Source organism: Halalkaliarchaeum sp. AArc-GB (assembly GCF_031432225.1).
Lineage (GTDB): Archaea > Halobacteriota > Halobacteria > Halobacteriales > Haloferacaceae > Halalkaliarchaeum.
This window is the reverse complement of record NZ_JAVKGM010000023.1, coordinates 21546-40753: the sequence shown is the minus strand read 5'-3', so window position 1 is coordinate 40753 and position 19208 is coordinate 21546. Positions and strand designations below refer to the sequence as shown.

Sequence of the window (19208 nt, the reverse complement as noted above, 5' to 3'; positions counted from 1 at the left end):
CTACACGTAGTAGTACTTAAAGAAGGCAACTATGGCCGCGCGGATGGATGGCTCCGGGAGCGCTAGATATGATTGTAGAGGAACTACACAATGAATACCGATCGAAGTCCGCGAAGGATGGCGGACGTGCTAGATGACGAGGAGTGGGAACGGACAGTGGAGGACGTACTCGAGGAGAGTGCCCACGACACGGAACTGGGAAAGCGCATGGGCCGGGACGCAATCCGGGTCAGCATCGGCGAGATGTCGGAAGGAGAGTTCCAGGAGAAATATCACGAGGACGTCGTCGAGGAGTTCGGCGTCGACAACAGGCCGACAAAGCAGGTGAAAAGTGATGAGTGACGACAGGGACGGCGTCAGCCGGCGCTCTGTACTACTGGGAGCCGGAGCTGCAGCAGGTGTTCTCGGCCTCGGCGGGGGAGACTACAGTCTGTCGCTCTCGGAGACGAATCCAGCGCAGGTCGAGGGACTCATCGACAAATCGGAGGTAGTCACGACGTCGTGTGCGCCGAACTGTCGGGGGAAATGCCCCCTCAACGTCTACGTGCGCGATGGAGAGATCAAGTTCGTCGAACCGCAAATGACCGACGACGAACAGTATCGTCGGGCGTGTCTGCTCGGTCAGTCACACATTCAGCGAGTATACAGCCCGAAACGGTTGAAATACCCGATGAAGCGGACAGACTGGTCGCCCGGCGATCCGAATCCGCAGGGACGTGGCGAAGACGCCGAGTTCGAGCGGATCGAGTGGGACGAAGCGCTCGATTACATTGCCGACGAGATGCTCCGCGTTCGCGACGAGTACGGCCCGGAGAGCGTCTTCTTCCACACCGGTTCTGGCGACAACGGAATGGGAACGAGGATTTTCAGCCGCTTGGCGAGCATGTTCGGCGGTACGACCCAGGGCTGGTCGATAGACACGAACGTCGGGGTCGGGTTCAACCGCATTACTGGATACGGGTTTTTCCTTCCGCCGACGAACGAATCCGAGGACTGGGTTAACGCCAACACGATCATCGTCTGGGGATCCGACATCCTGAAAAGTCAGTTCCAGAACGACGCCTCGAAGATTCTCGATGCCATGGAACGTGGCGCGAAACTCGTCGTGGTAGACCCGGTCTATACCACGACGGCATCGAAGGCCGACCTCTGGATACCAATCAAACCGGGGAAAGACGTGCATCTCGGCCTCGCCATGATACACGAGGTGCTCGATTCGGAGACCTACGACGCGGAATTCCTTCGCGAGCGCACGACCGCCGGGGCGCTGGTCCGAAACGACACCCAGAAGATGCTCCGGATCGCAGATCTCCCCGACGGCGACGAAGACGACGACCGCGTCGTCGGAGTCGATCGAGAAACAGGCGATCCAGTACCGCTCGAACCCGACACCTACGCCGATGTCGAACTGTTCGGGGAGTACGAACTCGGAGGAATTACGGGGACGACGGGGCTGACGCTTCTCGAAGAGCACGTCGAAGAGTACACACCGGAACGCGTTGCAGAGGTTGCCCAGATCGACGCCGACGACATTCGACAGATGACAGAGTGGCTCGCCACGAGAGGGCCCGGTGGCGTCTGTCCGAGCTATGCGATCGGCCGGTACAAGTACGGCCACGTCTTCGGACAGACCTACGCAATCCTGATGGGGCTGACTGGCGATTACGGGAAATCCGGTACGCTTCACTCCCACCACCCGTCCGGAACGTCGCTGATTTCCGGTGATTACGGCGCTCGGCGACCTGGCGGTGTCGGAGCGTCATCGTTGCGACACCACCAGAACATCGACGCCCTTCGTCACGGTGACCCATACCCCCTGAAAGTCATCTACGGGATGGAGTCAAACATGCTTGTCAACCAGTTCCCGGACCGGAAACTCTGGATTGACCTGCTGGAGAACGTCGACCTGTTCGTGATGGCCGACATCCACAACACGCCGACAGTCCAGCACGCGGATATTATGCTGCCAGCAGCCCACTGGTTCGAGCGCGAGGACATCTCGGACGCGTGGGGGTCCCATCCCCACATCAGCTACAGACAGCAGGCGCACGAACCACTCTGGGAGGCTCGTGACGATTACTACATCATCAACGACCTCGCAGAGCGACTCGGATACGAGGACCTCTTCGAGGGTGACAAGCACGAAGAGCTTCGGAAGATCGCGTCCTACGATCCCCGGTTCGACTTCGACGACCTGCGAGAACGGGGGAACATCCGCGTGAAAGATGATATCATCGAATACACGGATCCGTTCCCGACAGACACCGGTCGAATCGAGATCTACGACGAGGATCAGCCGGTCGAGGACGAGGGAACTGTACTCGATCTCCCGCGCCCGATCGAAGATCGAAGCGCCGACGACCACGAACTCGCAGACGAGTACCCACTGCTGTTCATGCAGAAACACTCGAAGTGGCGGATTCACTCTCAGTGGGCCGACAACGCCGTGGTCCGAAAGTTCGACCCCGAGCCACGTCTCGACATCCACCCCGATGATGCTCGAGAACGCGGAATCGAAGACGGAGACTACGTCCGCGTGCACAACGAACGCGGTGAGATGGTTGTCAAAGCGAAATACAACGAAGGCTATCAACCGGGGCTGGTCAACACCGACCAGGGCTGGTGGACGGAGGACTTCATCGAAGGGAACCTACAGGACCTCACGCACACGGAGGTCAACGAACTCGCACCCACGTTCTGTTTCTACGACGTGCGCGTAGAAGTCGAGTCAGCACCTGACGACGTGGATACGAGCATGTACGAGGACCCCGAGCCAGCCGACTGGCTCGAAACGGGAACAGTCGGAGGTGACGACTAATGACAAGCTACGGAATGGTAATCGACCTGGAACGGTGTATTGGCTGTCAGGCCTGTGCGATCTCCTGCAGCCAGGAGAACAACGTCTCCCTGGACCAGCAGTGGAACAGGATACTGACGGAAGGAGGCGACAATATGGACACGCCTGCAGGAGAGTATCCGACGTTCGGCCGCGACGGCTCACTGGAGATGAAACATCAGCCGACGGCGTGCCAGCACTGCCAGAACGCGCCCTGTGTCAAAGTCTGTCCGGTTAACGCGACGTACACGCGCGAGGACGGCATCGTCGAAATCGACTACGAGAAGTGTATGGGCTGTCGCTACTGCATGGCAGCCTGCCCGTACAACGCTCGCGTGTTCAACTTCGACGAATCGAAGACCATTCCCGCAGACGGGACTGGGCACGTCGAAGAGCGACCGCAAGGCGTCGTCGAAAAGTGCACGTTCTGTACACACCGCCTCGAAAAAGGGATCGATCCCGCCTGTGCGATCGGCTGTCCGGCGGATGCCCGAATCTTCGGCGACCTCGACGACCCGGAAAGCACGGTCTCGCGCTACGTCAAAAAGTACGAAACAGACCGTCTACTCGAAGACCTCGACACCGAGCCCAACACCTACTACGTGCGTGGGAAGATGAGCCCCGGCCGCCCGCAAACGGGCAACGAACTGGAGGGGACACCGAAGAAAGAGTCGCTGGCCGATGGCGATGACTCCCCCCCACCAGGGTTCGCCTCTACCGATGGAGGTGAGAACTGATGAGCACTGAAGACTCCGGGCTCGCGATCCCGCAGTTCGGCACCAAAGGCCGCATCTGGCTGCTCGCACTCGTCGTCCTCGTCGGCGCCGGCCTCGCTGCCTGGCTGTATCAACTCAGTCAGGGACTGGTCGTCACCGGCATGGACAACGTCTTCTCGTGGGCGCTGTACATCATGCTGTTCGTCTTCTTCGTCGGCCTCTCGGCCGGCGGTCTCATCATCTCGAGTGTCCCCAAGTTCTTCCACTCGAAACGCTACGACAGTCTCGCGGCCCTGGGCGTGTTGCTCAGTTTCGCCTGCATCGTCGTTGCCGGGCTCATGATCATCCCCGACCTGGGTCGGCCCAGCCAGCTCACCGGCTTCATCACCTCGCCGGACTTCCGATCCCCGATGGTCTGGGACTTCGGCATCGTCGTCGTCTACGGCCTCTTCAGCGCCTGGTATCTCTGGCTGTTGACCCGCCGTGACCTCGCGAAGATGGGCTCGCCGCTCGCCTTCGGCGTTCAGGACACCGAAACCGGACGGGAAGCCGACCGCAAAAAAGCCTTCTGGGCGGCCGCGGTCGCTATCCCGCTCGCCATCATGCTTCACTCCGTGACCGGCTGGATCTTCGGCCTCCAGATCGGTCGTGGCGACTGGTTCAGCCCGCTCGTCGCGCCGATGTTCATCATGAAAGCGCTCGTGTCCGGCCTCGGCCTCCTGCTGGTGACCGCGGTGCTCGCGGATAAATTCACCCGCTACCGCCTGCCCGAAAAGCTGGTGCCGGAACTCGGGAAAATCCTGGGCGTCTTCATCGCACTCCACATCGTCTACCTCGTGGCGGCCGAACGCCTCCCGATCGCCTGGGCGGAGAACTTCGAGTTCTGGGCGATTACCAGTTCGTTCCTGATCGGCGACTCGATCCACTTCTGGATCTGGACGGTCGTCGGCGGTGCGATCCCGCTCGCGCTGCTAGTGATTCCGTCGGTCCGCAAGAAAGTCTGGGCGGTCGTCACCGCGAGCGTCCTGGCGATCGTCGGGATCCTCTTTGAAGGGATCTATCTGGTGTTCACCGGTTACACCGAGCTAAACATCGGGGACTCTCCGGGTGTAACGACTGGTCGTGGCTACACCGGCATCGGGGCGGACGTCTGGACGACCGTCGGCGCCTACACGCCGACACCCATAGAGCTGCTCGTTTCAGTGGGTATCATCGCACTGGGCGCACTGATCGTGACTGTCGGACTGCGGTTCATCCCAATTCAGCCCGGCGAAACCGTCGGACTCCACGAGCGCGATACACCCGTGACTGACGCTGCAGTCGCCGACGGCGGCTGTGAACGCGACGAACGAGCGCGTGGTGAGTGACGTAATGGCAACCGCCGACGATACCAGACAGTTTGCCAGCGGATATGCGGTGCTCGCGCGCTGCTGGCGACAGCCGGACGAGACGCTCGTCGAGGCGATCAATGAGGATACGCTGTCGGCAGTCGTTCCGGACGTGGAGACGGTGACGGCCGAGGAGTTGCGCCTCGAACACACCCGCCTGTTCGTCGGACCGAAGGGACCGCCGTGTCCACCATACGAGAGCGTCTACCGCGATGGAGAAGAGGCTGCTCCTGGGAACGTACTGGGCCCCTCGACAGGCGCCGTCGTAAAGTGGTACCAGACGTACGATCTAGGGCTGGATCCGGACTGGCCGGACCTCCCAGACCACGTCGCCACTGAACTCGAGTTCGCTGGACATCTGGCTGCCGAAGGGGACGCCGACGCCCTCGAGCAGTTCCTCGAGGAACACCCACGCCAGTGGATGCGGTCGTTCCTCGACGGAGTGCGTGCCGAGACTCGCGAGCCGTTCTACGCCGAACTCGCGGACGCCACCGAAGACGCTCTCTTCTGATACTGGCAGGTTGTTTTTAAAATTTCACAGCGATGGAGCGGTTACCCGATCTCGACGCACGTCGCACCTCACTCACTGGCAACAGTGACCGTAATCGTCCGAGAATCCTGTTCGTTCGTGTAGGAATCAACTATCGTCACATCGAGGGAGTAAGTCCCCGGATCAGCTGTTTCCGCGAGGTCGAACCTTCGAACCACGTACTGTTTCTTGCTTTCGTCCGTCGAGACTTCTCTGTAAACGACTTCTTCATCCTCGAGAAAGATGTCTCCACCGGGACCAGTTCCAACCAGCGAGTGACTGTATCGGAGACGAGCCGCCCCGCATCCACCCGACTGAGTCGCGAGGCCGAACGGTTCGAAGTATATCCAGACAGTAGACCCAGGGGAGTAGACGGCGTCCTGGACTGGAGTGTACTCCCGATAGCCAGTCGGTTCGTCGACAGCTAGAACGAGGTTTTCGATGCGCGGGAGGTCGGTCTCCCGGTTCCCCGCTTCGGTTTCCTCGTCGTCGGGACACTCCTCGTCTTCGGTCTGTGGTTCCAATTCCCCTTCGGAATCCGGTTCCTCCGGTGTCGATGCGTCGTTCTCGGTGGGTACGGAGTCGTCCCTGTTGCCGAGACAACCGCTCAAGGCACCTCCGAAGAGCAAGGTCACACCACCGTTCAGGTACGTGCGACGCAGGAGTTTTCTCATCCAGGTGAATAATGACCGTTCGAACTGATAAAGTCATCTAGTACGGCCAGATATTTGAAGGCAGTCGGCGGTGTGACGGCGATCGATACGATCGGGACGGCGGAGAACCACGGCGAACTCGGGGGGAACGTCGAACGAACTGATCGAAGTGGGATGCGATCGGGAGACTATGCCGGGCGATGGACTGATCGCACGAGCGGACAGACACTCCCAAGTGCCGACGAAGCGAAACACGTCCCGTATCAGCCGGATTCCGGCCACTCGATCCCGCGGTCCGAAAGCATCCCTGCCAGTCCCTCCTCTCCGATCTGCTGTACGTCGTTGGCGTCGGCGTCCTCCCGCTTCGATGTTCCCGGATCCTCGCCGACGACGAGGTAGTCTGTGTTGCCGGAGACGCTCGAGGTGACGTTCGCGCCGTACCGTTCGAGCAGGTCGCTCGCCTCGCGTCGCGATATCGACAGCGATCCGGTAAAGACGAACGTCAGCCCCTCGAGTTCGTCGCCGGCGTCGTCGACATCGGGGGACTGGGGGTCGACGTACTCGGTGAGCTCCTCGATTGCCCGACGGTTCTCCTCGGTGTCGAAGAAGTCTCGGATCTTCCGGGCGACCTCGGGGCCGACGTCCGGCACCGCCTCCAGCTCCTCCCGATCGGCGTCCATCACGGCGCCGAGGGTTCCGAACGCCCGGGCGAGCTCCGTCGCCGTCGACGCCCCCACCTCCGGGATCCCCAGCCCGGTGAGGAAGTCCGCGAGCGACGGTTCCCGGGTCCCCTCGAGTTCGGAGAGCAGGTTCTCGGCGCTCTTTTCGCCCCAGCCTTCGAGCTGGGCGAGGTCCTCGCGGTCGAGTCGGTAGAGGTCGGCCAACGACTCCACGAGCCCTGCCTCCCGGAGCTGTTCGACGCGTTCGGGACCCAGCCCGTCGATGTCGAGCGCCTGGCGGCTGGTGTAATGTTCGATCGTCCGTTCCAGCTGGGCGGGACAGCCCAACCCCCCGCTGCAGTACGCCAGCGGGCCGTCACGATCCACTGGGCTTCCGCAGACGGGACACTCCTCGGGGAACTCGAAGTGGCCCTGCGATCCGTGTTCGAGCACCTCCGTCACCTGCGGAATGACGTCCCCCGCCCGCTTTACCGCCACCCGATCTCCGACGCCGACGCCCAGCGTTTCGATCTCGCTGGGGTTGTGCAGCGTCGCCCGCGAAACGGTGACCCCGCCGACCTCGACTGGGTCGAGCAGGGCGACCGGGGTGAGCCGTCCCGTCCGGCCGACCTGAACCACCACGTCCCGGATCGTCGTCTCGCCGCTTCTGGCCGGGAACTTGTAGGCGAACGCCCACCTGACCGACCGGGCTGTCGCCCCGAGGTGATCGCAGGCCTCCCGGTTGTTCACCTTGATCACCGTGCCGTCGATTTCGAACGGGAGCCCCTCGCGGAGGTCCATCATCCGGTCCCGATACGCGACGGCCGCCTCGACGTCGTCGACCTGCTCGACGTGCTCGTGGGCCACACGGAGCCCGAACTCCCTGAACGCCTCGAACTCCGCGGCGTGGGTCGGGGGCTGCTCCCGACCGCCGGAAAGGGTCTCGGCGTCCGTCGACTGGTCCCCGTCGTCTCGGTCCCCGCCCTCCTCGCCGGAGTCGACCGCCTCCTCGAGCGCATCGAGCGTGAGCTGATCCTCCTCCCCGGCGGCAGTCCCGGGGGATTCGTCCGACGTGTCGCCGGTACTCGCCCGCGAAAGCGCCTCGGGGAGCGCGTCAGGATCCGGATCGGTCTCCCAGGCGAGCACGTCGAAAAAGTAGATCGAGAGCGGTCGCTCGGCGACGACGTCCGGGTCGAGCTGACGGATGGTTCCGGCGGCCGCGTTGCGTGGGTTGGCGAACGGGTCCTCGCCTGCCTCGACGCGGTCGCGGTTGTACGCCCTGAAGTCGTCCTTCGGCATGTACACCTCCCCGCGGACGGCCAGGACCGCGGGGGGATTCCCCCGAAGTCGCATGGGCACAGCCCGGATCGTCCGGACCTGTTCGGTGACGTCGTCGCCGCGACGGCCGTCCCCCCGGGTCGCCGCCCTGACGTAGTTGCCGTCGCGATAAACGATTTCCACGGAGAGCCCGTCGAACTTCGGCTCGCACAGATACGTCGGCTCGTCGAAGCCAGCATTCCGTAGCTCCCGGCGTACCCGGTCGTCGAACTCCCGGAGGTCGTCGGCGTCCGTCGACTGGTCGATCGACAGCATCGGCGCGGTGTGCTCGACCGTCTCCAGTTCGTCGAGCGGTTCCCCGCCGACTCGCTGGGTCGGAGAGTCCTCGGTCACCAGCTCGAAGGCGGATTCGAGTTCCTCGAGGCGGGCGAACAGCCGGTCGTACGTCTCGTCTGCGACGATCGGGTCCGCGAGCACGTAGTACCGGTAGTCGTGTTCCCGGATCGCCTCGCGCAACCGTTCGGCCTGCTCGCGTGCCGTCCCGGCGTCGATCTCCTCGACGGGCTCGAATTCCGCCGGCGCGTCCCGGAGATAGGGGTTGTCCGGTTCAGCGTAGTGAACGTCCTGGACCTCGTCGCTCATTGTCGATAGCTGCCGCGCAAAGACTAAAGTAAAACCGGTTGCGCCTCGTCGCGAGCGTCGATCCTGCAGACGATTACCTGTTCATCCGGGCGAACAGCCGCCGGCGACCGCGTTCGAGCCCGAACGCAGCCGAAAGCAGGACGATCCCGGCGATCACCAGCGCCAGCGACTGGGGGAGTACCCCAGCGATCGTCGCCTCCAGGAAAAACAAAAGCTGGAGGAGAAACGCCAGCGCGACGACGTTCACGATTCCCCGAGCGTCGGTCCGATAGCCGACGACGACGCCCCCGACCAGCACGGCAAGCGAGAGCGCGTGCGTCCCGAACACGCCCACGAGCTCCGGAAGTCCCGTGGCGTACTGGACGAACACGGTCCCAAATCCCAGAACGAGGAGGACGCCGGCGGCCCAGAGTGCGGCCGTCCCGCGCGACGACGACGGGGAAATGCCGGCCCCGTACAGCCTCCATCCGACGCCGACCGTCGCGACGGCGGCGACGGCGAACAACAGCGCCATGAGCGTCCCTCCCGGGTCCGGAAACGACCCCACGCTCGAGGAGGCAGCGATAGCGAGCACTCCGAGGACCGCAAAGCCGAAGCCGACGAGTCGATAGATCGCGTCCACGCCCGAATCCGCAGTCCCAGCCTCGAGTGCAAATGCGTCGAGTCGATTCGCGCCGACGACGAAGAGAAACACCCCGAGCGCGCCGACCGGGAACACCGGATCCACGCCGAGTCCGTCGGCCACGTCGACGACGAGCGCGCCCGAGAGAAGCAGCCCCAGCGCCGTCGTCGGTCGCGAGGGATACGCGTGGCCGGCGGCGATCGCTACACCCGCCCAGACGAGGAACAGCCACGCCGACTCGACGTCGAGTGTGTACAGGTCCGACAGCAAGAACACCGTCGCGCCGACGAACGCGGCACTCGCAAACCAGATGCCGTGTCCGACCCGCGGACGTTGTCGGGCGACGAGTCGGAGCGAGCCGAGGAAGCCGACGGCGGGAACCACGAGCAGGATCCCCGCACGGAGCAGTCGCGGGATGTTCTCCCAGGCGGTGGCGACGTACAGGCCGATCCCGGCGGCGACGAGCAGGCCACCCATGAGGGCGATCGCGGTGACGGTTCGGGAGCGCTCGGCTCCCGACGGTTCCTGGAGGGGTTCGGGCGGGTCGACGTCGTACCGGTCGAGGATCCGGCGGGCCTGGTCGGGCGAGATCAGCCCCTCCTCGACCCAGTCGACGACTTCTCCGCGGAGGTCGTCGGGGTCCACGGGTAGAGTGTCAGTCGGCGTGAAGATATATCTAGTGGGAAATCGAGGTCCGACTGCGGTTCCGGATCAGAGACCCGAACGATCGCTCAAAAGGAGACGGGTTCGGGACCGTCCTCGCCCAGGGCGGTCGGATCGCGGTCGCTGTAGAACCGCCGGCCGACAGCCTCGTAGCCGACGCCGGTGAACACCGCCGTCCGGGCGTCCGCAGCGTCCTCGTAGGTCTCGTCCCCGATCCGTTCGAGCACCGACCCAAGCGTCTCCGTCCCGTTTGGCAGTTCAATGCTACGATCGCCATACGCCTCGATGATCTCCTCGCGCGTTGCGGGATACTCGTGAGTGTCCAGCTTGTCGCCGGTGCCATTCAGTCGCATGGGCGATGGTGACTGCCGGACTAATATAATTATTTGCCATGTAGAACCTTAGTTTGGCTGAACTGTTACGACGTCCTTAAGGATGATAATGTGTGCAGGAGTGCCACGTCCGTCGATTGGTAGGCGGTCGATCGAAGAGACATCGGAAGAATAGCGACCGGCAGAGAAGACGCCGGCCGGAAACACGGAGGATTCATGCCGCCAAGCGCACAACGCCGTTCCAGATGGGTACTCAGGGATCCAGAACTGTCGACAGCGGGCTGGTGGCCGATCTCCACGTCCACACGACCGTTTCGGACGGCGAACTGGAGCTGGGGGCGGTTCCGGCGGCGGCACGGGACGCCGGGCTCTCGTGGGTGGGGATCACGGATCACGATCGGCTCCATCCCGAGCTGTCGTCGCCGATCGTCCGGCGGGAGGGCGTCCGGATCGTCCGGGGTATCGAACTCCGGGTCGAGGGAGAGCCCGATCGGCTAGCAGAGAACGCGGCCGGGACTGCTCGATCGAAGGAACCGTTCCGCGTCGACCTGCTCGGGTACGCGATCGAACCGACGGCGGAGCTTCGATCGGAACTGGACCGGATCCAGGAGGACCGAATCGAGCGCGCTCGAGAGATCGTCCGGCTCGTCGAGTCGAAGCTGGGCGTCGAACTCGACGTCCCGATCGAACGAGGTGTCGGTCGGCCACACGTCGCGCGAGCGATCGCCGAAAGCGACGCGCCGCTGGATTACGAAGGGGCGTTCGACGAACTGATCGGCGACGGCGGGCCGTGTTTCGTCGCCAGGAACGTCCCCTCCTTCGAGCGCGGGGTCGAACTCCTGCGGGAGGCGGGCCGGCTCGTCGGGCTGGCGCACCCGCTCCGATATGGGGATCCGGAGGCTGCACTGGAACTCGCCGGGGGGCTCGACGCCGTCGAGGTGTACTACCCGTACGGCGACGGCGTCGATCCCGACCGGGAGGGCGCCGCCGCAGTCGAAGACGCCCGATGTCGACACGATTTACTCGCGACGGGCGGCAGCGACGCCCACGGAACGGAGCTTGGGACGGCGGGGCTCGACACGGCGGCGTTCGCCCCGGTTCGAGAGCAGTTGCTCAAAGACAACTGACGGATCATCTTGCCAACGCTTAAATCCGAACGCACGTAACCCCAGGTATGCGTTGCCACTACTGCGACCGGGAGGCCGCATACGCCGCGGAGAAGGACAGCATCCGCGTCGGCCTCTGTGAGGAACATTTCCAGGAGCGCCTGGAGGAGCTCGCCGAGTCCGACGAGCTCTCCGCCCTCCGAGAGCAGATCGACGTCGACCGCGCCGAGTGAGGCTTCCGGTCGTTCGCCCGATCCCCGCAGCGAACCGATTCTCCCTCCGAACGCCGATAACTGACCCCGGCCACTGGTGGTTCTCGGCGTCGTTGTCCCCGATCCGACCGTTCTGCAACGAATCGCTGAAGTATCCGACTCGCATACAGTCGCCAAACCGTGTCGAAGCAGGCCCTCGACGTCGAAACGCTGTTCTTGCACGAGTCGGGCGACGAGTACACCGTCGTCGTCCGGCGCGACGGGAAGCGACGCTTCCGTGGCGTGTTGGAGACGAAGGAGACGTCGGCGGGGCCCCGGCCCGGGAAGTTTCTGATCGTCCGCGGCGAGCAGCGTGAACCCCGGTCGCCCGAGGAGTTCGTCGAACTCGCTCGCCGGGCAGAGCGGATCCGCATCTCCGAACAGACCTCGATATCGGGACGAACGGAGCTACAGGACCTCCTTTCGGGATATCAGCTCGAAGCGCAGGTCGTCCGGACCTGCCGCCGGTGTGCAAACGACGGCCGTTACCGGCCGATCACGTCCGACACCGCGATCGCGACCGAACACGAGGAGATCTGTCCGGACTGCGCCCGCGAACAGCTGGAGCGCGAGCTCGCTTATAAGGGTGAGTTTACAGCGGCTGCGAAGGATCGGCTCGAAGAGTTGTTACTCGAGACGCGCGACCTCCAGCGCATCACGAACCTCGTCCAGGGCGGACTGGATCCCGATCTCACCAAGTTCGACGAGGTGTCAGCGACAGTCGACGACGTCGACCCCGTCCGGACCGCCGATCTCGACGTCCATCCGGAGCTGAAGGCGCGCACCGAAGAGCGATTCGAGACGCTGCTTCCCGTCCAGTCGCTGTCGGTTCGAAACGGCCTCCTCGAGGGGCGCGACCAGCTGGTCGTCAGCGCGACCGCGACCGGGAAGACGCTCGTGGGCGAGCTGGCGGGGATCGATCGGGCGCTGAAAGGCGACGGGAAGCTGCTGTTTCTGGTGCCGCTGGTCGCGCTTGCGAACCAGAAACATGAGGACTTCGAGGAACGGTACGGCGACCTCGTCGACGTCACCATCCGCGTGGGCGCCTCGCGAATCAACGACGACGGCACCCGGTTCGACCCCGGCGCCGACGTGATCGTTGGCACCTACGAGGGGGTCGACCACGCCCTCCGGACCGGCAAGGACCTCGGCGAGGTCGGCACCGTCGTGATCGACGAGATCCACACCTTGAAAGAGCCAGAGCGAGGCCACCGGCTCGACGGCCTCATCTCGCGGCTCCGGTACTACGCCGAGACGGAAAACGAGTCACCGGCACAGTGGGTCTTCCTTTCGGCGACCGTCGGGAACCCGGAGGAACTGGCTCGGCGGCTCCGGGCGACGCTGATCGAGTTCGAGGAACGGCCGGTACCGATCGAGCGGCACGTCACCTTCGCCGACGGTCGGGAGAAAGTCCGGATCGCCGATCGCCTGGTACAACGCGAGTTCGACACCAAGTCCTCGAAAGGGTACCGGGGGCAAACGATCGTCTTTACCAACTCCCGGCGACGATGCCACGAGATCTCGCGGAAATTACAGTACTCGTCGGCGCCGTATCACGCCGGGCTCGACTACCGACAGCGCAAGCGAGTCGAGCGCCAGTTCGGCGACCAGGACCTCGCGGCGGTGGTCACGACCGCGGCGCTCGCGGCGGGTGTCGACTTCCCCGCCTCGCAGGTGGTCTTCGATTCGCTGGCGATGGGCATCGAGTGGCTCTCGGTCCAGGAGTTCGAGCAGATGCTCGGTCGTGCCGGTCGGCCGGACTACCACGACAGGGGGAGGGTGTACCTGCTGGTCGAACCCGACTGTGCGTATCACAACTCCATGGAGGGAACAGAAGACGAGGTTGCGTTCAAACTCCTGAAAGGGGAGATGGAGGACGTGATCACCCAGTACGACGAGCGGGCGGCCGTCGAGGAGACGCTCGCGAACGTCACCGTCGCCGGCAAACGCGCGAAGCGGCTCAACGACCGGATGGTCGGGGAGGTCCCGACGAAACACGCGATCGGCAAACTCCTCGAATGGGGATTCATCGACGGCTTCTCCCCGACGCCGCTGGGGCGGGCGGTGACGCGGCACTTCCTGGCTCCCGATCAGGCGTTCCGGATCCTCGATGGGATCCGTACGGGGACGGATCCGTACGACCTGGTTGCTGATCTGGAACTGGCGGAAAACGAACTGTGATCGCCAGCGAAGCTCCAGCCTCGGGCCGAAATCGTCCGTCGCCACCGACCTCCAATCTTTTTGTTCGCCTGTGGCGAGATAGTGGGTGTGGTTCTCGGGAGTTCGATCGCGTCGCTTCGGACGCCGATCGCTGTCGGCGAGTGGGTTATGTCCACAGCCGTAGCGTGGGCTCCACTCGTCGCCGACGTTCCGCCGGTGACGCCGGAGATGTTCGTCGTCTTCGGGGTGATCGGACTCGCGCTCGTGTTGTTTCTCACCGAGCCAGTGCCGATCGACATCACCGCGGTGGCGCTCATCGTCGTTCTCGTCGTTCTGGAGCCGTTCACGACGATCAGCCCTGCCGACGGTATTTCCGGGTTCGCCTCACCGGCGACGATCACCGTGCTGGCGATGTTCGTGTTGAGCGAGGGGATCCGGCGTACCGGCGTCGTCCGGACGATCGGCGATCGAATCGTCGACTGGACCGGCAACGACCCAAAGCGGCAGCTGGGCGCGGTGATCGGCCTCTCGGGCGGGTCAGCCGGGTTCATCAACAACACGCCGGTCGTGGCGGTGATGATCCCGATGGTGTCGAACATCGCAAACCGGACGAAGACGTCGCCATCGACGCTGTTGATGCCGCTGTCGTTCGCGTCGATGATGGGCGGGACGCTCACACTGATCGGGACGTCGACGAACATCCTGGCCTCGGACGTGTACGACCGGCTCGGCGGGGCCGAGACGACGCCGTTCGGTATGTTCGAGTTCACCGCGCTCGGGGTGCTTGTGCTCGCGGTCGGCAGCGTCTATCTGTTCGTCGCGAGCCCATGGCTGGTTCCCGAGCGCATCAAACCCCGTGAGGACCTCACCGAGGAGTTCCAGATGACCGAGTACCTCACCGAGGTGGTCGTCACCGAGAAGTCGCCGTTCGTCGGCAAGACCATAGGACAATGCTTCGACGAGGTCGACATCGACGCAGATCTGTTACAGTTAGTCCGTGGATCGAAGGCGTTCACCGAACCCCTGGCGCGAAAACAGGTACAGGTCGACGACGTGCTGGTGCTCCGGACCGACCGCGACAGTCTCATCGAACTCATCGAGACCGAGGGGCTGAAACTGGCACCCGACGCCGAAGTCGACGAGACACAGCTACAGGTCGAGACTGACGAGACGACCACGGAGACCGAACAGCGTCTCGTGGAAGTCGTCGTCTCTCCGGACAGCGGAATCATCGGTGAGACCCTGGAAACGCTGAGTTTCAGGGATCGGTACGACGCGTCGGTGCTCGCGATCCGTCGCGGCGGGGAGATCATCCACGCCCGCATGGACGAACGACCGCTTCGTGGCGGCGACACGCTGTTGCTCCAGGCCAGCGACGACACGGTGCGACGGCTCGCGGGCAACCGGGCGTTCGTCGTCGTCGGCGACGTCGAACGCCCCCAGTTCAGGGAGGAGAAGACGCCGATCGCGGTCGGGATCGTCGCGGCGGTCGTCTTCGGGGCGGCGTTTACGGGATATTCCATCCTCGTGACCGCGCTGGCGGGGATGGTGGCGATGGTCGTCAGCGGCTGTCTAAAGCCCAACGAGGTGTACGACGCGGTCGACTGGAACGTGATCTTCCTACTGGCGGGCGTGATCCCGCTGGGGATGGCAATGGAGCGAACTGGCGGTGCCGAGTGGCTCGCGGCGGTGACGCTGTCGACTGCGGGGGGTTACGAGCCGATCGTGTTGCTCGGTGTGTTCTATCTCGTCACCGCGGCGTTGACGAACCTCATAAGCAACAACGCGAGCGTCGTGTTGATGATTCCGGTGGCGTTCGACGCCGCGGCGGCGATCGGCGCAAACGTGTTTTCGTTCGTACTGGCGGTGACGTTCGCGGCCTCGACGGCGTTCATGACGCCGGTCGGCTACCAGACGAATCTGATGGTCTACGGCCCCGGCGGCTACCGGTTCTCGGACTTCGCCCGCGTCGGCGGGCCGTTGCAGTTGTTGCTCGCCGTCGTGACGACGCTGGGGATCGCCGCGATCTGGGGCGTGTGTCCGCCCGGCGGCTGTACGGTTCCCTGACCGCCGGAGGCACCTTATAAACACCTCCACGAACCGGGTGAACGAAACGTTTTACACCGTTGGACGGCCTTGGTTCAGGTGAGGGCTCGTGGGTTAGCCTGGTATACTTGCGGCCTTGGGTGCCGTTGACCGCGGTTCAAATCCGCGCGAGCCCATACGAGTGCCCTCGCGACAGCGAGGGCCGAGTATTTCTGCGGAGCGGATTTGAATCAGACAGCGAGGAGTCCCGAGCGAAGCGAGGGAAGCTCGATGGCGAGGTTCAAATCCGCGCGAGCCCAGCGTATCTCTGCGCGACCGACAGCAAGCAGTAGTAGCTTCACCAGTCGTTTGAGCCAACAAAACAATAATTCTTGAGGGCCACCTTCAGATCGCCATGAATCTCGGAGATACGCTCGTCGCGACGGGGCTCGCGATCGTGGTCGTCACCCTCGTCTTCGAGTATTTCTCACTCCAGCTCAGCGGCATGGCCGTCGGCGCCGCCCTCGTCGTGATCGGATTCGCCCTCCTCGTCGGCCGAACGATCAGCGACTCGTCGACCGATCGACAGACCTGCGAGGACTGCGGCTCCGCCAACGCCCCCGACGCGACCAAGTGTACCCACTGCAATGCCGCACTGTGAGGGGCGGACATCCGGCGACTCGACGGATCGTCATTTCCTTATATAACATAGAATCTCCCTTATATACTACCGGGTGAATAAGAGGTGGGCTTAACTACGTCCGGCCGCTGATTCGTGTCGATGGCAGCAAGCCAGCATCGAACGGAAGAAACGTATCGCTGTCCGAGCTGTGGTGGAACGCTCGCGTACAAACAGCAGTCGTGGCAGTGTCGCGACTGCCGGTTCGGTCCGAAACACGGCGCAGACTGAGTTTCGGTTCTCGGTCACCGCAACGAAAATTCGAGAGAAGCATCTTTGCCTGGATCGCTCCGATAAACTCTCCTTCGGATAGCCCTACTCGTATTCCACGATCCGCACCATCCCGGTCTCCATGTGGTACAGGTGATGGCAGTGGAACAGCCACGTGCCCGAGTTATCGGCAACGAAGTCGAACTCGATCTGGCCCATGTGTCCGGGCACCGTGATGGTGTCCTTGACCACCTCGCCGGCCTGGAAGTGGTGGCCGTGGAGGTGCATCGGGTGCCGCATCGGGCTCCGGTTTCGCATCCGGAACCGGACGTGGTCGCCCTCCTCGATCCGGATCGGATCGGCGTCCGGGAACGCCTGGCCGTTTATCGTCCACTCGCCGTCCTCGCCGGAACCGCCCATCATTCCCATCGTCCCGCCAGCCGAGAGTTCGAGATCGATCGTTCGATCGGACGACCCCTCGACGCCCGGGATCGGCTCCAGCGACCGGAGGTCGGGGTACCGGAGCCGGCGGCCGCCGATCGCGCCCTCGTCGATGCCGCCAGTCGTGCCCTCGTACGCGAGGATCGCACGACCGGCAGGGGCGACCGAATCGATCGGTGCGATCCGGATCGGCCACCGCCCGGGCGATGTTCCCTCGACGATGAGGTCGTAGCGTTCGCCCATCCCGATCTCCAGCGTGTCGACTGTCACGGGTTCGACTGCCGGCCCGTCGGCGTGAGTCACCGTCAGGCTGTGGTCGTCGATGCCGACGGCGTACGTCGTCGCCGCCGCCGCATTGACGAGGCGAAGCCTGACGCGTTCGCCCTCGGCGATACCGAACTCTGCCGGATCACTCGGGAGCGCGCCGTTGACGAGGGTTCCCTTTGCCGGCGGCGCTCCCGGGAACGAACCACCCATTCCGCCCATTCCGCCCATCCCATCCGTGCCGTCCGCGGATTCGACCCGCGGCTCCTCGGGAAGGTATTCATCGAGGATCAACGTGTGCTCGGCGTCGTACTCCACGTGTGGGTTTCGTTCCTCGATTACGAGCGGCCCGAGCAGCTCCCGATCAAGCTGGAGCCCGACGTGACTGTGATACCAGTGCGTTCCGGCCGGCTCGGCGTCGAACTCGTAGACGAACTCCTCGCCCGGGGCGATCGACTCCTGGGTGACGCCCGGAACGCCGTCCATCGCGTTGTCGCCGCGGAGGGTCATGCCGTGCCAGTGGACGGTCGTCTCCTCGGGAAGGTCGTTTTCGACGACCACCCGAACGCGTTCCCCCTCGAGTGCCCGGATTTCGGGACCGGGGTACGACCCGTCGTACGTCCAGCCGTCGTAGGTGTCGCCGCCGGCGATGTCGATTTCGTGTTCGCTCGCGGTCAGACGGTACGTCCGGTCGGGGTCGCCGTATTCCGGCTCCGGATACGCCGCAGCCGTCCCGCCGTCGCCGTCCCCGCCGAGTGCGAAGCCGACGGCTCCGAGCCCCGCCACGCCCGCCACTCCCGCGCCGATCTGGAGCGCCCGCCGTCGACCGATCGGGGAGCTAGCGTCCCGGCTCACAGTCGATCGTGGATCGCGAGATCCGTTTTCGCTTGTCCGTGCTCGTTCATACGCTAAAAAAGGGGACGAATGCGGAAAAGGGTTGTTGCTGAATTGTGGTTTTGATACAATACTACTACCGGCGCTAGAATAGAAGACCCGAACAGTACCAAGGAAAGGCCCCCTGAAGAGACGTTAGTCAAGTGAAAAGGGTGGTGATGGTGGTAATGTGCGTATGAGGCAGTTCTGCCGGCAGCGATTAACTCACGACTGCCGACCACGGAGCCGGGCGATGCGATCCCCCAGCGGCGGCTGAATCTCGAACAGCGTCCGCCAGGAGCCGGTTTTCGGTTCGACGCCGCGGACGTCCGCGACGGCTTCGAACGCGTCGGCGACGAGGTCGCCGCCGACCTGCCGGGCGGCGATCGTGTCGGCCCGGTACTGGATCCGGCGACCGGCCGCGAAGGCGACGAGCGCACCGACGCCGATGAGGAGAAAGCCGACGTCGAACGTGACAAAGCCCGCGAACGTCGACACGAGCAGCGCGATCACGACCGTCACGGCGACCGCGCGGAACTCGGCGTAGTACGTCGCAGTCCGTCCCCTCTCGGCAGCCAGCAATCCGATCAACACGTCGTCGTCGAGCGACTCCAGCGCGTAATCGGTGACGAGCAACACCCGGTATCCCGGGACCCCCACCGCCTTGACGTCGACCGACGCTTCGCCGACCGTCTCGACGACGTACGTCCGGTCGGGGGACAGCGCCGTCGCCTCACAGTAGCGCTCCAGCCGCGACTGTTCGGCATCCGTCGGTTCCCGCGTGCGTCGCAGTCGGACGTTGACGTACAACGGCCCGAGCGTCGTCGCCAGCAGGAACGCGAGTGCGACGAAGACGACGTAGCCGAGCGAGCCGAACATCG

17 protein-coding genes and 1 tRNA gene are annotated in these 19208 nt (G+C 63.9%); 12 read left to right on the top strand and 6 right to left on the bottom strand.

The window, feature by feature from the left end; translation table 11 throughout:
- Positions 1 to 90 precede the first annotated feature (90 nt).
- From RH858_RS15960 to RH858_RS15940, 5 genes are read left to right on the top strand one after another with little or no spacing between them, the layout of a single operon-like run.
- Entirely contained in the window at positions 91 to 342 is a 252-nt protein-coding gene (locus tag RH858_RS15960) for a 4Fe-4S ferredoxin N-terminal domain-containing protein (RefSeq protein ID WP_310562398.1), read from the top strand.
- A complete protein-coding gene (locus tag RH858_RS15955; protein WP_310562397.1) occupies positions 335 to 2818 on the top strand; it encodes a molybdopterin-dependent oxidoreductase in 2484 nt (827 codons plus the stop codon). The genes RH858_RS15960 and RH858_RS15955 overlap by 8 nt, the downstream gene beginning before the upstream one ends.
- Positions 2818 to 3573 carry a 4Fe-4S dicluster domain-containing protein gene (locus RH858_RS15950; protein WP_259534301.1) on the top strand — a complete coding sequence of 252 codons (756 nt, stop codon included), beginning with the start codon at positions 2818 to 2820 and terminating at the stop codon, positions 3571 to 3573. Before RH858_RS15955 ends, RH858_RS15950 begins: the two co-directional genes overlap by 1 nt.
- Positions 3573 to 4919, top strand: coding sequence for an NrfD/PsrC family molybdoenzyme membrane anchor subunit (nrfD, locus tag RH858_RS15945; protein ID WP_310562396.1), 1347 nt, complete (start codon positions 3573 to 3575; stop codon positions 4917 to 4919). The genes RH858_RS15950 and nrfD overlap by 1 nt, the downstream gene beginning before the upstream one ends.
- Positions 4920 to 4923: 4 nt before the next feature.
- Positions 4924 to 5451, top strand: coding sequence for a molecular chaperone TorD family protein (locus RH858_RS15940; protein ID WP_310562395.1), 528 nt, complete (start codon positions 4924 to 4926; stop codon positions 5449 to 5451).
- Positions 5452 to 5519: 68 nt separating this feature from the next.
- Here RH858_RS15940 and RH858_RS15935 read toward each other — a convergent pair whose 3' ends face one another.
- The 4 genes from RH858_RS15935 to RH858_RS15920 form a co-directional block, all read right to left on the bottom strand.
- Positions 5520 to 6104 (bottom strand): hypothetical protein, encoded by a 585-nt coding sequence (locus RH858_RS15935; protein WP_310562394.1) that lies wholly within the window; start codon positions 6102 to 6104, stop codon positions 5520 to 5522.
- Between the two features lie 281 nt (positions 6105 to 6385).
- Positions 6386 to 8701 carry an NAD-dependent DNA ligase LigA gene (gene ligA / locus RH858_RS15930; protein ID WP_259534297.1) on the bottom strand — a complete coding sequence of 772 codons (2316 nt, stop codon included), beginning with the start codon at positions 8699 to 8701 and terminating at the stop codon, positions 6386 to 6388.
- A gap of 73 nt (positions 8702 to 8774) precedes the next feature.
- Positions 8775 to 9968 carry a DUF2157 domain-containing protein gene (locus RH858_RS15925; RefSeq protein WP_259534296.1) on the bottom strand — a complete coding sequence of 398 codons (1194 nt, stop codon included), beginning with the start codon at positions 9966 to 9968 and terminating at the stop codon, positions 8775 to 8777.
- Positions 9969 to 10054: 86 nt separating this feature from the next.
- Positions 10055 to 10339, bottom strand: a complete 285-nt coding sequence (locus RH858_RS15920) for a DUF2795 domain-containing protein (RefSeq protein ID WP_259534295.1) — start codon at positions 10337 to 10339, stop codon at positions 10055 to 10057.
- A gap of 224 nt (positions 10340 to 10563) precedes the next feature.
- On the opposite strand from RH858_RS15920, the gene RH858_RS15915 reads away from it, so the two are divergent.
- The 7 genes from RH858_RS15915 to RH858_RS15885 all read left to right on the top strand — a co-directional run bounded on the left by RH858_RS15915 (position 10564) and on the right by RH858_RS15885 (position 16770).
- Entirely contained in the window at positions 10564 to 11445 is an 882-nt protein-coding gene (locus tag RH858_RS15915; protein WP_259534294.1) for a PHP domain-containing protein, read from the top strand.
- A gap of 47 nt (positions 11446 to 11492) precedes the next feature.
- The gene (locus RH858_RS15910; RefSeq protein WP_193588477.1) at positions 11493 to 11657 is read left to right on the top strand and encodes a DUF6757 family protein; all 165 of its coding nucleotides are present in this window, start codon (positions 11493 to 11495) and stop codon (positions 11655 to 11657) included.
- 159 nt (positions 11658 to 11816) lie between these two features.
- The gene (locus tag RH858_RS15905) at positions 11817 to 13856 is read left to right on the top strand and encodes a DEAD/DEAH box helicase (protein ID WP_310562393.1); all 2040 of its coding nucleotides are present in this window, start codon (positions 11817 to 11819) and stop codon (positions 13854 to 13856) included.
- Positions 13857 to 14063: 207 nt separating this feature from the next.
- On the top strand, positions 14064 to 15902 hold the full coding sequence (locus tag RH858_RS15900) for an SLC13 family permease (protein ID WP_310562399.1): 1839 nt from the start codon (positions 14064 to 14066) through the stop codon (positions 15900 to 15902).
- An 82-nt stretch (positions 15903 to 15984) separates the two neighbouring features.
- Positions 15985 to 16057: transfer RNA gene (locus RH858_RS15895), tRNA-Pro, on the top strand.
- 218 nt (positions 16058 to 16275) lie between these two features.
- A complete protein-coding gene (locus tag RH858_RS15890; protein ID WP_310562392.1) occupies positions 16276 to 16521 on the top strand; it encodes a hypothetical protein in 246 nt (81 codons plus the stop codon).
- 120 nt (positions 16522 to 16641) lie between these two features.
- Positions 16642 to 16770, top strand: coding sequence for a hypothetical protein (locus tag RH858_RS15885; RefSeq protein ID WP_259534291.1), 129 nt, complete (start codon positions 16642 to 16644; stop codon positions 16768 to 16770).
- A gap of 84 nt (positions 16771 to 16854) precedes the next feature.
- Here the strand turns inward: RH858_RS15885 and RH858_RS15880 are convergent, their stop codons facing one another.
- Together RH858_RS15880 and RH858_RS15875 are read right to left on the bottom strand one after the other, a co-directional pair.
- Positions 16855 to 18309 carry a multicopper oxidase family protein gene (locus RH858_RS15880; RefSeq protein ID WP_310562391.1) on the bottom strand — a complete coding sequence of 485 codons (1455 nt, stop codon included), beginning with the start codon at positions 18307 to 18309 and terminating at the stop codon, positions 16855 to 16857.
- A 243-nt stretch (positions 18310 to 18552) separates the two neighbouring features.
- Positions 18553 to 19206 (bottom strand): peptidase, encoded by a 654-nt coding sequence (locus RH858_RS15875; protein WP_259534289.1) that lies wholly within the window; start codon positions 19204 to 19206, stop codon positions 18553 to 18555.
- Positions 19207 to 19208: the final 2 nt, after the last annotated feature.